This window comes from Diaphorobacter sp. MNS-0 (genome assembly GCF_019602835.1).
In the GTDB taxonomy this organism is placed as follows: domain Bacteria; phylum Pseudomonadota; class Gammaproteobacteria; order Burkholderiales; family Burkholderiaceae_C; genus Diaphorobacter; species Diaphorobacter nitroreducens.
This window is the reverse complement of record NZ_CP080761.1, coordinates 3133749-3146761: the sequence shown is the minus strand read 5'-3', so window position 1 is coordinate 3146761 and position 13013 is coordinate 3133749. Positions and strand designations below refer to the sequence as shown.

12 protein-coding genes are annotated in these 13013 nt (G+C 69.9%); 3 read left to right on the top strand and 9 right to left on the bottom strand.

The annotated features are described in order from the left end of the window. Positions 1 to 12: 12 nt before the first annotated feature. Positions 13 to 216, bottom strand: coding sequence for a DUF3460 family protein (locus K2L43_RS15010; RefSeq protein ID WP_011806589.1), 204 nt, complete (start codon positions 214 to 216; stop codon positions 13 to 15). Positions 217 to 360: 144 nt separating this feature from the next. On the opposite strand from K2L43_RS15010, the gene bamE reads away from it, so the two are divergent. Then, positions 361 to 861, top strand: coding sequence for an outer membrane protein assembly factor BamE (gene bamE / locus K2L43_RS15005; protein WP_220637886.1), 501 nt, complete (start codon positions 361 to 363; stop codon positions 859 to 861). A gap of 149 nt (positions 862 to 1010) precedes the next feature. After that, entirely contained in the window at positions 1011 to 1694 is a 684-nt protein-coding gene (locus tag K2L43_RS15000) for a YitT family protein (RefSeq protein WP_220637885.1), read from the top strand. A 120-nt stretch (positions 1695 to 1814) separates the two neighbouring features. Here K2L43_RS15000 and K2L43_RS14995 read toward each other — a convergent pair whose 3' ends face one another. The 3 genes from K2L43_RS14995 to K2L43_RS14985 all read right to left on the bottom strand — a co-directional run bounded on the left by K2L43_RS14995 (position 1815) and on the right by K2L43_RS14985 (position 6312). Next, entirely contained in the window at positions 1815 to 3482 is a 1668-nt protein-coding gene (locus tag K2L43_RS14995; RefSeq protein ID WP_220637884.1) for an acetolactate synthase large subunit, read from the bottom strand. 68 nt (positions 3483 to 3550) lie between these two features. Continuing rightward, positions 3551 to 4702 (bottom strand): L-lactate dehydrogenase, encoded by a 1152-nt coding sequence (locus K2L43_RS14990; RefSeq protein WP_220637883.1) that lies wholly within the window; start codon positions 4700 to 4702, stop codon positions 3551 to 3553. Beyond that, complete coding sequence (locus K2L43_RS14985; RefSeq protein ID WP_220637882.1) at positions 4699 to 6312, bottom strand: FAD-dependent oxidoreductase; 1614 nt, start codon at positions 6310 to 6312, stop codon at positions 4699 to 4701. The genes K2L43_RS14990 and K2L43_RS14985 overlap by 4 nt, the downstream gene beginning before the upstream one ends. A gap of 115 nt (positions 6313 to 6427) precedes the next feature. Here K2L43_RS14985 and K2L43_RS14980 point away from each other — a divergent pair, with 115 nt between their 5' ends. After that, positions 6428 to 7441: an AraC family transcriptional regulator gene (locus K2L43_RS14980; RefSeq protein WP_234305505.1), complete on the top strand. Its 1014-nt coding sequence runs from the start codon at positions 6428 to 6430 to the stop codon at positions 7439 to 7441. A 48-nt stretch (positions 7442 to 7489) separates the two neighbouring features. Here the strand turns inward: K2L43_RS14980 and K2L43_RS14975 are convergent, their stop codons facing one another. The 5 genes from K2L43_RS14975 to mnmH form a co-directional block, all read right to left on the bottom strand. Then, on the bottom strand, positions 7490 to 7819 hold the full coding sequence (locus K2L43_RS14975) for a hypothetical protein (protein ID WP_047349792.1): 330 nt from the start codon (positions 7817 to 7819) through the stop codon (positions 7490 to 7492). After that, positions 7819 to 9885, bottom strand: coding sequence for a methionine--tRNA ligase (metG, locus tag K2L43_RS14970; protein WP_220637881.1), 2067 nt, complete (start codon positions 9883 to 9885; stop codon positions 7819 to 7821). The genes K2L43_RS14975 and metG overlap by 1 nt, the downstream gene beginning before the upstream one ends. A 59-nt stretch (positions 9886 to 9944) precedes the next feature. Continuing rightward, a complete protein-coding gene (locus tag K2L43_RS14965; RefSeq protein WP_196995867.1) occupies positions 9945 to 11177 on the bottom strand; it encodes a patatin-like phospholipase family protein in 1233 nt (410 codons plus the stop codon). 33 nt (positions 11178 to 11210) lie between these two features. Next, a complete protein-coding gene (locus K2L43_RS14960; protein ID WP_015914120.1) occupies positions 11211 to 11780 on the bottom strand; it encodes a restriction endonuclease in 570 nt (189 codons plus the stop codon). Between the two features lie 166 nt (positions 11781 to 11946). After that, positions 11947 to 12996 (bottom strand): tRNA 2-selenouridine(34) synthase MnmH, encoded by a 1050-nt coding sequence (gene mnmH, locus K2L43_RS14955; protein ID WP_220637880.1) that lies wholly within the window; start codon positions 12994 to 12996, stop codon positions 11947 to 11949. Positions 12997 to 13013 lie beyond the last annotated feature (17 nt).

The window sequence follows — 13013 nt, the reverse complement described above, 5'->3', positions numbered from 1 at the left end:
TGTGTAGCGCGCTCAGGAGCGCGACTGGTACACGTAGGGCTGCTGGGGGATGCGCCCGGCGTTGTAGTCCTGCCAGGCATCGCGGTCCACCTGCTTGTCCCACAGCAGGGCGCGGCCGGCCTGCTGCTGGGCATCCAGCTCGGGCTTCTGGGCCTTGAGCTGCTTGATGAACTGGGTGGTGTCGGATTCGTAGTCGGGGCGGCGAAAGAAGGACATGGTGCGGTGCGTGAGCCTCTTGGTAACCGCGCATTTTAGCCCCGGCCCCTGGGCGACGGCCCGTGCGGCAGGCCCGCGGACGCTCTACAGTGCAGCCTGTGCGCCGCGACCGGGCGGCCGATCACCATGAGGATGGACCTACCGATGGCTTTACACCACTGGCTCAAGGGCGCGGGCGCCTCCGTGCTGGCCGTGCTCACCCTGCTGGCGGGCTGCGACGAGCAGCGCATCCGCGAATTGGAAGAGGGCGTCTCCACCGAGCAGGACGTACGTGCGCGCTTTGGCGAGCCCGAGCAGGTCTGGCAGGAGGCCGACGGCTCGCGCACCCTGGAGTACAACCGCCAGCCGGCCGGGCGGCGCAACTACATGATCACCATCGGCACCGACGGCAAGATGAGCGCGCTGCGCCAGGTGCTGGCACCGCACCACTTCGCCAAGGTGCAGCCCGGCATGACGCAGGAGCAGGTGCGCCGCCTGCTGGGCAAGCCTGGCAAGCAGGTGACCTACGAGCTCAAGCAGGAGACCGAGTGGGACTGGCATTGGACCGACGCCCCCGCGCAGGAGAAGCTGTTCACCGTGGTGTTCGGCGCCGACGGGCGCGTGCTGCGTGCGGCCAGCACCGAGAAGCTGCACGACGGCCCTTGAGCCGATCCTGGGCCGCCTCCTTGGAGCCGCCCTGAAATGCGCGAGCGGGGAGGGACGGGCGCGGGCGTCCAGCAGACCTAGGGTTTTCCATGAGATGATTGCGCCCCGGCGCCACCAGCGCCGCCCGCAGGATGCTCAGGAACCACACCATGGCCAGCCGCACCGCACACACTTTGCACGCCCAATCGTCTCTTTCCGCACTCGCGCCCGCTGGCGCGCACGTTCCCTCTTCCAACGCCACCCTGCGCCACGGCCCGTTCGAGGACGCCCAGGCGCTGTTCGCCGGCTCGCTGTTCGTCGGGCTGGCCATGCTCATGTACGCCCAGGCCGGGCTGCTCACGGGCAGCACGGCGGGGCTGGCGTTCGTGCTGCACTACGCCACGGGCTGGTCGTTCGGCGCGGTGTACTTTCTCATCAACCTGCCGTTTTACTGGTTTGCCTGGCGCCACCTGGGGCGCGCCTTCACGCTCAAGACCTTCGTCTGCGTGGCCATGCTGTCGCTGGTGATGGTGCTGGCGCCGAACGTGTTCCACATCGACTACCTGCACCCGGCGTTCGCCGCGGTGGCCGGAGGGTTGCTGATGGGCACGGGCGTGCTGTTCCTGGCGCGCCACCAGTCCAGCCTGGGCGGCGCGACCATCGTGTCGCTCTACGCGCAGCAGCGCCACGGCATCCGGGCTGGCAAGGTGCAGTTGGCCATCGACTGCTGCGTGGTGCTGCTGGCGCTGTGCGTGGTGCCATGGCAGCGCGTGGCCTGGTCGGTGCTCGCCACGGTGGTGATGTGCGTGTTCCTGTGGGTCAGCCACCGGCCGGGACGCTACCAGGGCGGTTGATGCCGTTGATATGAAAAAGTGAGCTGCTCGCGCTTTTCTGGAAAGCGCTAGAGGCCAAAATCATTCATATAAAGAAAGCCCCGCGGTGCGGGGCTTTCTTGCGTGGGGCTCTCGGCCGCCTCACGGCGCGATCTTGCGCTTGAGCGCGCGCGCCACCTGCGGCGGCAGGCTGGGCAGGGCGCGCAGCAGCCAGGGCAGCACCTTGCGCTTCGGGCCGGCGAGCGACTCGGGCACCAGTGCTTCGATCAGGTGCGGCCCGGGGTGCGCCAGCGCGTATTCCAGCGCCTGGCAGAAGTCCTCGGCCGTGCTGGCGCGCACCGCATGCACGCCCATGCCCTGCGCGAGCTGGGCGAAGTTGAGTACCGGGCCCTTCAGGTCGAGCTGCGACTTGGCCTTGGGGCCCGCTTTCTCAGCGCCCACGCGCTCCAGCTCCACGTTCAGCACCGAGTAGCTGGCGTTGTTGAAGATGACCGACACCACATGCAGGTTTTCACGCGCCATGCTCCACAGCGCCTGGAGGGTGTACATCGCCGTGCCGTCGCCGATCAGTGCGATCACCGGGCGGTTGGGGCAGGCGATGGCCGCGCCCACGGCATTGGGCAGGCCCTGGCCGATGGCGCCGCCGGTCAGCGTGATCAGGTCGTGGCGCGGGCAGCCCGCCGTCATCACGCCCAGCATCAGGCCGGAGGTGATGGCCTCGTCGATGAGGATGGCATTCTCGGGCAGCAGGTGGCCTACGGCCTTGCACACCTTGGGCGCGGTGAGCGGTCCGCGCGGGCGGCCGGGGCGCTGCGCCGGGGCCAGGGGCGGCTGCGTGGCGCTGGCGCGCAGCGCGGCGGACAGCTTGTCCAGGCTTGCCGCCGCGTCCTGCGCCGGGCTGCACAGGGTGTGCACCGTGCAGCCCGCGGGCACCAGGTCGCTGGCCTTGCCGGGGTAGGCGAAGAACGAGACGGGCGACTTCGCATCGACCAGCACCAGGTGCCGCGCGCCCGCCAGTTGCACGCCGGCCAGCTCGGCCAAGTAAGCCACGCGCTCCACGGCGGGCAGGCCCGCGCCGCGCTCCATGCGGGTGGGAAACACCTCGGCGAGCAACTGCACGCCGCTGTGGGCCGCAATGCGCGCGGCGCTGCGCAGCGCCCCCTCGCGCAGCGCGTGGCCGCCCAGCAGCAGCACGGTCTTCTCACCCGCGCGGATGGCCTGCATGAGGGTCTGAGCCAGGGCCTGCACCGCCTCGTCGCTGGCGGCGGCGGGCGCGGGCACCTCCGGGGGCGGGCAGGGCTGGCCGCCCTCGCCCCACGACACGTCGGCCGGCAGGACCAGCGTGGCCACCTGGCCCGGCAGGCCGCGCGCGGCAGCAATGGCATCTGCCGCGTCCTGGCACAGGTCCGCAGTGCTTTGCGCGGTGCGCACGAAGCCGGGCGAGACGTTGCGCGCCACGGTCTCGATGTCGGACTGCAGCTGCGCGTCGTACTGCGTGTGGTACGTGGCGTGGTCGCCCACGATGTTGACCACCGGCACCTTGCCCTTGCGTGCGTTGTGCAGGTTGGCCAGGCCGTTGCCCAGGCCGCAGCCCAGGTGCAGCAGCGTGGCGGCGGGCTTGCCGGCCATGCGCGCGTAGCCGTCGGCCGCGCCGGTGGCCACGCCCTCGAACAGCGCCAGCACGGCGCGCATGCGCGGCTCGCTGTCCAGCGCGGCGACGAAGTGCATCTCGCTCGTGCCAGGGTTGGTGAAGCAGACCTCGATGCCGGCATCGGCCAGGGTCTTGAGCAGGGCTTGTGCGCCGTTCATGGGAATCTCCTTGCTTCTTTATTCATAGCTGTTAGCGCTTGATGGGTAAGCGCTGGAGCCGTTTTTCATTACCAATCCGTGTCGAGGTGCTGGGGGCCGATGTCGGCCACGCGCGTCACGCCCGCCAGCGTCATTGCCAGCAGCAGCTCGCGCTGCCACTGGGCCAGCAGGGTGCGCACGCCCGCCTCGCCCTGCGCCGCCAGCGCCCACACCCAGGGGCGGCCGATGAGCACGCCGCGCGCCCCCAGGGCCAGGGCCTTGAACACATCCACGCCGCTGCGCACGCCGCCGTCCACCAGCACCTCAGTCTGCGCGCCCACGGCCTGGGCGATGGCGGGCAGCTTGGCGGCGGTGGAGGCCACGCTGTCGAGCTGGCGCCCGCCGTGGTTGGAGACGACGATGCCGTCCGCGCCCACCTGCACGGCGGCCTGGGCGTCCTGCACGTCCAGGATGCCCTTGAGCAGCAGGCGGCCCTTCCATTGGCCGCGCAGCCAGTCGATGTCCTGCCACGTCACGCTGGGGTCGAACTGCGCGTCCACCCAGGCCTTGAAGGCGCCCAGGTCGCGCGCGCCGGGCACTTGCGCGGTCAGGTTGCCAAAGCGCATGGGCTGGCCGCGCAGCGCCACGTCCCGCACCCAGCCGGGGCGCGCCAGCACCTGTGCGGCGCGGATGAGCGCCGGGCGCGCGCCACTCGCGGCCATGCCGTGGCGGATGTCGCGCAGCCGCATGCCGGGCAGGGGTAGGTCGACGGTGAAGACCAGCGTGCGGCAGCCGGCGGCCCAGGCACCGTCCAGCAGTGCGCGCACGGCGCCGCGGTCGCGCAGCATGTAGAGCTGGAACCAGGGCGGTGCGTCGGCGGCGGCCGCCACCTCGGAGATGGGGCAGATGCCCACGGTGGAGAGCGTGAATGGCACACCCGCCGCGTGTGCCGCGCGCGCGGCCTGCGCTTCGCCCCGGCGCGCGGCCATGCCCGCCAGGCCGATGGGTGCCAGCGCCAGCGGCAGTGCGCAGGGTTGGCCTGCCAGGGTGGCGCGCGTGTCCACCTGGGCCACGTCCACCAGCACGCGCTGGCGCAGGCGCAGGGCGGCGAAGTCCTGCACGTTGGCGGCCAGCGTGCGCTCGTCGCTGGCGCCGCCGTCGATGTAGTCGAACAGAAAGCGCGGCAGGCGCTGCGCGGCCCGGTGGCGCCAGTCGGCGACCGATGCGGGGTAGTGGGTCATGCGCCGGCCCTCCCGGTGATGGCGCGCGCCGCGGCGCGTGCGGTGAGGATGCAGCCGGGCAAAAAAGTGCCTTCCAGCGAGCGCTTGCCGTTCGCACCGCCGCCGCCAAAACCTGCCGCCTCGCCCACGCAGTACAGCCCGTCGATGGGCTGGCCTGCGCCGTCGAGCACGCGGCTGTGCAGGTCCGTTTGCAGCCCGCCCAGGCTTTTGCGCGTGATGAGCTGCATCTGGATGGCGATGAACGGCCCCGCGCCGGGCTTTTGCAGCGGCGCGGGCGCGCAGGTGCGCAGCCGGTCGGGGCCCCACTGGCGCGCGTGCAGGATGCGGCGGATCTGGTCGTCGTTGTGCAGCTTGGCGCCGTGGGCAAAGTTGGCGTCGAAGGCGTCGGCCGTGGCCTGCAGTACCTCAGGCGCCACATCGAGCGAGGCGGTCAGCGCGTTCATCTTCGCGGCCAGCCCGGCCAGCGTGTCGTCCACCAGGAAATGCGGGCTTTGCCGCTGCATCTGGCGCACCAGGCGGTGGTTGCCCAGCAGCGTTTCCTTAAGGAACTGCGGGAATTGCCTGTCGCGGATGCGCTGGTTGTGCTCGGCGCCGGAGATGGCGAACTCCTTGGCCGCGATGCGCCAGTTGAGCAGGTGCCAGGTCCAGGGCTTTTCCTGCGCGGCCACACGCTGGCACAGCCAGTGCGTGTCGAAGCCGGTGACCAGCGGCGCGGGGCCGATGCGCTCGCCCCGGTGGTTCAGCCACAGCGCCGACTTGCACGGAATGGCCGACAGGCCGTGCCCGTCGAAATGCGGGAACGGGTGTGGAAAGCCCGCCGCGTAGTTCCACATCTCGCCCGCGTGCGTGATCTGCGCGCCCAGGCGGGCGGCGTGGCGGTGCAATTTGCCATCGGCGAAGGGGTGCGCACCGTTGAGCATGGCGGCGGGGCGCGGCCGGCCTTGGGGCCAGTTGGCACGGGTCTCCTCGTGCCCGCCGTTGATGCCGCCCATGGCCAGCACCACCACCGGGGCGTGCAGGCGTACTTCCTCGCCCGTGGCTTCGTTCACCGCCACGGCGCCGGCGATCCGTCCGTCCTGGTGGTCCAGTGCCGTGACGCGGTGGCCGTGCAGCAGTGTGAGCCTGCTGCCTTCACCCGCACGCCGCAGCGCCGCGATCAGGCACCGCGTGAGTTCGCGCGAGGTGCCCCAGACGATGTGGTAACGCGGCAGGCTGTTGCCCTCGCCGTTCAATCCACGCTCCACCCAGTTCACCGCGGGCATGAACTTCACGCCCTCCTGCAGCAGCCAGTCGTGCACCTGCGCGCGCGAATGCTCCACGTAGTGGCGCGCCCAGGCGCGGGGCCAGTGGTCGTCAGCGTCCAGCTCGCCAAAGCGCAGCCAGTCGGCCAGCGCACGCTCGGGCGTGTCGGGGATCTTCATCTTCGCCTGCAGCGGCGTGCCCACCAGGGCCATGCCGCCGAAGGCCCACAGCGCCAGGCCGCCGAAGCGTTCGGGCGTGTCGCGGTCCACCAGCGTGACGCGCTGGCCCGCGCGCAGCAGCTCCAGCGCGGCCACGATGCCGGCCAGACCGCCGCCAATGACGACGGTGTCGGAATGTTGGGTTGCCATGCGGCTGTCTCCTTGCGCGCTCTGTGTGGCGCACTGCCGGCCAAGATAGCGGCATATCATGGCGCGGCATAGACTTTGGAGGCCACAGAAATTGACCTTGCAGGCCAGCGTTTCGATGAGTTGGGTGAACACCGTGCTGGCCGCCGCCGAGCGCGCGGGCGTGGCGCGCGAGCGCCTGCTGGCGCAGGCGGGCATCGTGCCGGCCGAGCTGGCGCACGAGCGCTGGCCCATTGACCACATCACGCGGCTGTGGCGCGCAGCCGTGCACTGCACGCAGGATTCGGGTTTTGGCCTCAAGGTGGGGGCACAGGTGGGGCCGGGCAGTTTCAATGTGGTGAGCTACCTGCTGCAGTCCGCGTCCAGCCTGCGCGCGGCCATTGCCGCGGTGCAGCAGTACCAGCGCCTCATCAGCGACGGCGGGCGTTTCCAGATGATCGCGGGCGAAACCGCCAGCTGGGTGGTGTACCACCCGCGCCAGGGCGCGCTGGCATTCAGCCCGCACCAGATCGAGGCGGTGCTGGCCGCGGTCGTGGCGTTTGCGCGGTGGGTCACGGGACAGGTGGTGCGTCCGCGGCAGGTGCAGTTCAGCCAGGCACGCATCGGGCCGCTGGCGGGTTACCGCGAGGCCTTCGGCTGCGCCGTGGAATTCGAGCAGGCCTTCAGCGGCGTGCTGCTGGACAACGCGCTGCTGGACGCGCCGCTGCCCCAGGCCGACGAGCAGCTCGCGCGCCTGCACCGCGAACATGCGACGACACGGCTGGCGGCACTGTCAGCGCCGGCCGACCTGGCACAGGCGCTGCGCGCGTGGATGGCCGATCAATTGCAAGCGCCGCTGCACGGCAAGGCGCCCGAGCGCGCCCAGGCCGCGGCAGCGCTGGGACTGAGCGAGCGCACCCTGGCGCGACGCATGCAAGCGCTGGGCTTGAGCTACACCGCCGTACTGGACGCGGCGCGGCACCAGGCCGCACTGCACGCGCTGGCGCAGGCGGACCGCCCGCTGGGCGAGATCAGCCAGTCGCTGGGGTTCGCGGAGCCCAGCGTGTTCAACCGGGCCTTTCGCCGCTGGACAGGCTGCACACCGGGGCAGTGGCGGCAGGCCGCACGGCCACCGGGCGAGCCCTCGGCGTGACCATGCGTACGTCCTGTGGCGGGCGCCGCCAGGCAACGCGCGCAGCGGCTACGGCAGCGCCTCAGGCGTGGGTGCCGCCTGCTCCTGCGGCGGGGCATCCGGCAGCGGCTGCGGTGCGCCGCCTTCGCGGTAGCGGATGGTGATGCCGCTGTGGTCTTCTTCGTCTTCGGTCATCGCGTCATAGGCCTTGCCCACGCCTTTACCGACAACCTTGGCCGTGCCCACGGCGGCGTCGGCCGCCAGCCCCACGGCGGTCGCCGTGACACTGACGGCGGCTGCACCCACCGCCACCACCGTGCACCCCGAAAGCAAGGCGCACAAAAAAACCCCTGCAGCCGCAAGGCGCAGGGGCTGGCGCGATCGCCGAGGCTGGGGCATCAGTGGATGCGCATGCCCGGCTGCGCACCGGGGAAGGGCTCCAGTACGAAGATGCCGGGGTGCGCCTTCTCGTCGGCGTGGCTGGCGGCCAGCACCATGCCCTCGCTCAGGCCGAACTTCATCTTGCGCGGCGCCAGATTGGCCACCATCACCGTGAGCTTGCCCTGCAGGTCCTCGGGCTTGTACATGCTGGCGATGCCGCTGAAGACGTTGCGTGTCTGCCCTTCGCCCACATCCAGTGTCAGGCGCAGCAGCTTGGTGGAGCCTTCCACGGCCTCGCATTTCACGATCTTGGCGATGCGCAGATCCACCTTGGCAAAGTCGTCGATGGTGATCGTCGGGGCGATTTCCTCTCCGCCGGGGATGACCTTTTCGACTGCGGGAGCCGGCGGCTCGAACAGCGCGTCCAGTTGCTCCTGCGTCACGCGCTGCATCAGGTGCTGGTACTGGCCGATCTGGTGGCCGGCGCCCAGGGGCTGGGCCACTTCGGCAAACTGCTCGGGCGGCACGATGAGAAAGCGGGCCACCTCGGCCGCCACCTGCGGCAGGATGGGCTTGAGGTAGATCGTCAGGATGCGGAAGGCCTCGATGCAGGTGGTGCAGACGTCCTGCAGGCGCGCCTCCATGCCTTCCTGCTTGGCCAGCTCCCAGGGCTTGTTGGCGTCCACGTAGCTGTTCACGCGGTCGCACAGCAGCATGGTCTCGCGCACGGCGCGGGCCGTGTCGCGCGCCTCGTAGGCCGCAACGATGGGGCCGGCCTGTTCGCGCAGCTGCGCCAGCAGCGCCTGGCCATCGGCGCTGACTTCGCCCAGCTTGCCGCCGAAGCGCTTGAAGATGAAGCCCGCGGCACGGCTGGCGATGTTCACGTACTTGCCGATCAGGTCGGAATTCACGCGGGCCATGAAGTCTTCGGGGTTGAAGTCGATGTCTTCGTTCTTGCCGTTGAGCTTGGCGCCCAGGTAGTAGCGCAGCCACTCGGGGTTCATGCCCAGGGCCAGGTATTTGAGCGGGTCCAGCCCCGTGCCGCGGCTTTTGCTCATCTTCTCGCCGTTGTTCACGGTCATGAAGCCGTGCACGCAGATCTTCGTGGGCGTCTTGCGGCCGCTGAACTTCAGCATGGCGGGCCAGAACAGCGTGTGGAAGGTGATGATGTCCTTGCCGATGAAGTGGTACTGCTCCAGCTGCGGGTCGGCCATGTAGGCGTCGTAGTCCTCGCCGCGCTTTTTCAAGAGGTTCTTGAGCGAGGCCAGGTAGCCCACGGGGGCGTCCAGCCACACGTAGAAGTACTTGCCCGGCGCATCGGGGATCTCGATGCCGAAATAGGGGGCGTCGCGGGAGATGTCCCAGTCGTCCAGACCTTCGCTGGTCGTGCCGTCGGGATTGGTGCGCGTGCCGAACCATTCCTTGATCTTGGCGGCCACCTCGGGCTGCACATGCTGGCCGTTCTGCGTCCACTCGGTCAGGAACTCCACCGCGCGCGGGTCGGAGAGCTTGAAGAAGAAGTGCTCGGAGGTCTTGAGCACCGGCTTGGCGCCCGACAGCGCCGAGTACGGGTTGATGAGGTCTGTGGGCGCGTAGACCGAGCTGCAGACCTCGCAGTTGTCGCCGTACTGGTCCTTGGCATGGCAGCGCGGGCACTCGCCCTTGATGAAGCGGTCGGGCAGGAACATGTTCTTCTCGGGGTCGAAGAACTGCTCGATGGTGCGCGTCTCGATGAAGCCGGCGGCCTTCAGGTCCAGGTAGATCTGCTGGGACAGCTCGTGGTTCTCCGGGCTGTCGGTGTTGCTCCAGTTGTCGAAGGCGATGTGAAAGCCATCCAGGTATTGCTTGCGCCCGGCGGCGATGTCGGCCACGAACTGCTGGGGCGTCTTACCCGCCTTCTCGGCGGCAATCATGATGGGCGCGCCATGGGCGTCGTCCGCGCCAACGAAATTGACCGCGTTGCCCTGCATGCGCTGCGCGCGCACCCAGGTGTCGGCCTGGATGTACTCCATGATGTGGCCGATGTGGAAATTGCCGTTGGCATACGGCAGGGCGGTGGTGACGAAGATCTTGCGTGCGGTCATCGGGGGCGGCTCTCCAGTCGCCTCGGGTTTCGAGGCGCAACCCTCGATTTTAGGGCGTGTCAGTTCCGCGGCGCCCGCACGGGATTGCCGTGGTCCTGCCAGCCGAAGAAGGCGCAGATCTCGCTGCGCCGCGCCATCGCGTCCCCGTGGCCCAGTGCCATGAGCTCTTGCGTGTAGCCGCGCTCGAACAGCAGGTAGCTGGCCAGCGCGCCGGTGCCCGCGTCGGGCCGGTCGGCACGCACGCCCAGCGCGCTGAGCAGGGTGCGGATGGTCCCCGGCAGGTCGCACACATGCCGCGCCGCCATCTCGTCCAGGTTGCGCGAGGGGGCGAACACCAGCAGCTCCAGCGGCCGCAGCGGGCTGTGGCTGCGCGCCTCGGGCGGAATCAGCGCCAGCGTCTGGTTGATGCGCTGGGCGCGCTCGATATCCACCGACAGCGCATCCAGAAAGATGTTGGACAGCGTGTGGCCCGCCACCTGGGCCAGCGCGGGGTAGGGCTGCTGCGTGCCAGCCATGCAGGGGCGCGGCGGCTCATAGGTGCGGCTGGTGCCCACCACCAGCAGGCGCCGCGCACCCAGGTGGATGGCGGGCGCCAGCGGCGCGGTCTGGCGCATGGAGCCGTCGCCGAAGTATTCGGTGTGTCCGTCGATGGCCAGTGGCGCTGCCGGGAACATGAACGGAATGGCCGACGAGGCCAGCAGGTGGTTGCGCGTGATGGGGCCGCGTGCGGACTTGCGCAATGAGCGTACCCAGGGCTCCTGGGCGTCTCCGGCGTCAAAGAACGCCACGTGCTGGCCCGAGCTGTAGCTGGACGCGGTCACCGCCAGGGCGCGCAGGTGGCCCGCACGGATCAGCCGCGGCACGCGCGCCAGCGGCACCAACTGGTCCAGCAGTTGCGCGAGCGGCGCGTTGTCCAGCAGCGAGTGCGGGCGCATGCGGCTCCAGCGGGTGAGAGCCCAGCCCAGCGACAGCAGCGTGAGCCAGCGCGCGCCGCTGCGCATCACGCTCAGGGAGTCGGCGCGGTACACCTGTCGGGCATGGAACTGGGTCCACACGCGCGCCAGGCGCCGCACCGTGCGGTCGAACTGGTCCGCGCCACAGGCCATGGCCGCCGCGTTGATGGCGCCGGCCGAGGTGCCGGTGAGGATGCCGAATGGCCCCGGCCCGCGCCGCTCGCCGCAAGCCAGCCGCAGGTCGGCAATCGCCTGCAGCACGCCCACCTGGTAGGCGGCACGCGCGCCGCCGCCCATCAGCACCAGGCCGGTGTGCGCAGGGGCAGGGGAGTGGGTCATGGAGCCACGCGGCTTGGGTTGCGCCCTGTTTTTTTAACCTGCGGGCGTGGCCTTGAGCAGCAGGGCAGCCAGGGCATCGCCCTCCAGCAGCACCACGCCATGCTCGCGCGCAAAGCTGCGTGCGGTCTCGCTCACGGTGCCGGTCAGCGCCACGTACACGGCCTGCGCGCCTTGCTGCTGCGCTTGGGCGTGCAGTTCACGCAGGGGTTCCACGCCATGGGTGGCGGCCTTCCAGCGGCGCGCGGCCACCAGCACCGCGCGGTCGCCCTGCGTGATGCGCAGGTCCGCGTGCAGGCCGGCCAGGCGCTGCACCTCGTGCCCCTCGGTGCGCCATGCGCGCTCCAGCGTGTTGGCGAAATCCTTCCACGGCATGGCGGCAGCGGCCTGCAGGGCACCCTGAACGCGCGCGGCGCTGGGGGCGCGCCACTGGCGCCACGCGGCGATGCAGCCGATCACGGCGATCGGCAGCGCGCCCATGGCGGCGAACGGGGCGATGTCCCTCGGCAGCAGTGCGCCGCAGACAAGCACGATGGCGGCGGCGATGGCAAAGCTCACCCACCAGGGCGAGCGCAGCAGGATTGCGAAGCCCGAGTTCGGGGCCATCTTCAGTTTCACAAAGGAGTCCTTGAGGAATGAGGTGGGTTTGAGCCTAGCCGAAGGCGGCGTGTTCCCGTACGAATCGCCGGGATTTCATGTACGCGAGAGGGTTTCAAAAATGATAGCTGCTTGCGCTTGTCCATAAAGCGCTACAGCCTGATTTGACGCCGAACTATTCCAGCGCCAGCACGGCCTGCGCCACGCTGGCGATGCCCTCGGGCGACAGGTCCGACGCGCCCACGCGCTGGCGTGTCTCCCAGTGCGTGAAGTTGCGCGCCTGCGAGCGTCCGTAGTGCGGGTCGTAGTGCAGCAGCATCAGCTCGGCGAACAGCGCGGACAGCTCCCCCGCCCGGGCCCAGGCCTGCCAGCGCTGCACGACTTCCTTGCCCTGCAGCTCGGTGAGCGTGCCCAGGCGCTTGGCCAGTGCATCGGGGTCGTCGCCTAGGTAAGCGTAGTCGCGCAGCAGGTAGGCCAGGCGCTCTTCGGGCGTGGCTTCGATCTCGATGCACGCGGCGGCGCGCAGACGTTGCACCAGCGGCACGGGTACCGTGAGGCGGCCGATGCGCGCGCTCTCACCCTCCACATACACGGGGCGGGACAGGTCCAGCGCCTCCAGTGCGGTGGCGATCTGTGTCTCGAAATTCTTTTGCGACGGCTGGGGTACGCCCGGCAGCGCGCCGAGCAGTGAGCCCTTGTGGCGGGCGCAGTGCTCCAGGTCCAGCACCTGCGCGCCCATGCCGGCCAGCTGCTGCAGCACGCGCGTCTTGGCGCTGCCGGTGGCGCCCACCAGCACGCGCAGCTCCAGCTGCGGCACCAGGGTTTCGATCTGCGTCATCACATGGCGGCGAAAGGACTTGTAGCCGCCGGCGAGCTGCTGCGCGTCCCAGCCCACCAGGCGCATCCACTGCACCATGGAGCCGCTGCGCATGCCGCCGCGCCAGCAGTAGACCAGCGGGCGCCAGTGCGCAGGCTTGTCGGCGAAATGCGTGCGCAGGTGGTGCGCCAGGTTGGCCGCCACCATGGCCCCGCCCACGCGGCGCGCTTCGAAGGCGCTTTGCTGCACGTAGATGGTGCCGACGATGGCGCGCTCCTCGTCGTTCAGCACCGGGCAGTTGATCGCGCCGGGGATGTGGTCCTCGGCGTATTCGGCGGGCGAGCGCGCGTCGATGAGGGCGTCGAACTGGTGGCGGTCTTCGGGACGGATGGGGCGGTGGTGGGACACGGGAATGCGGTGCTGAA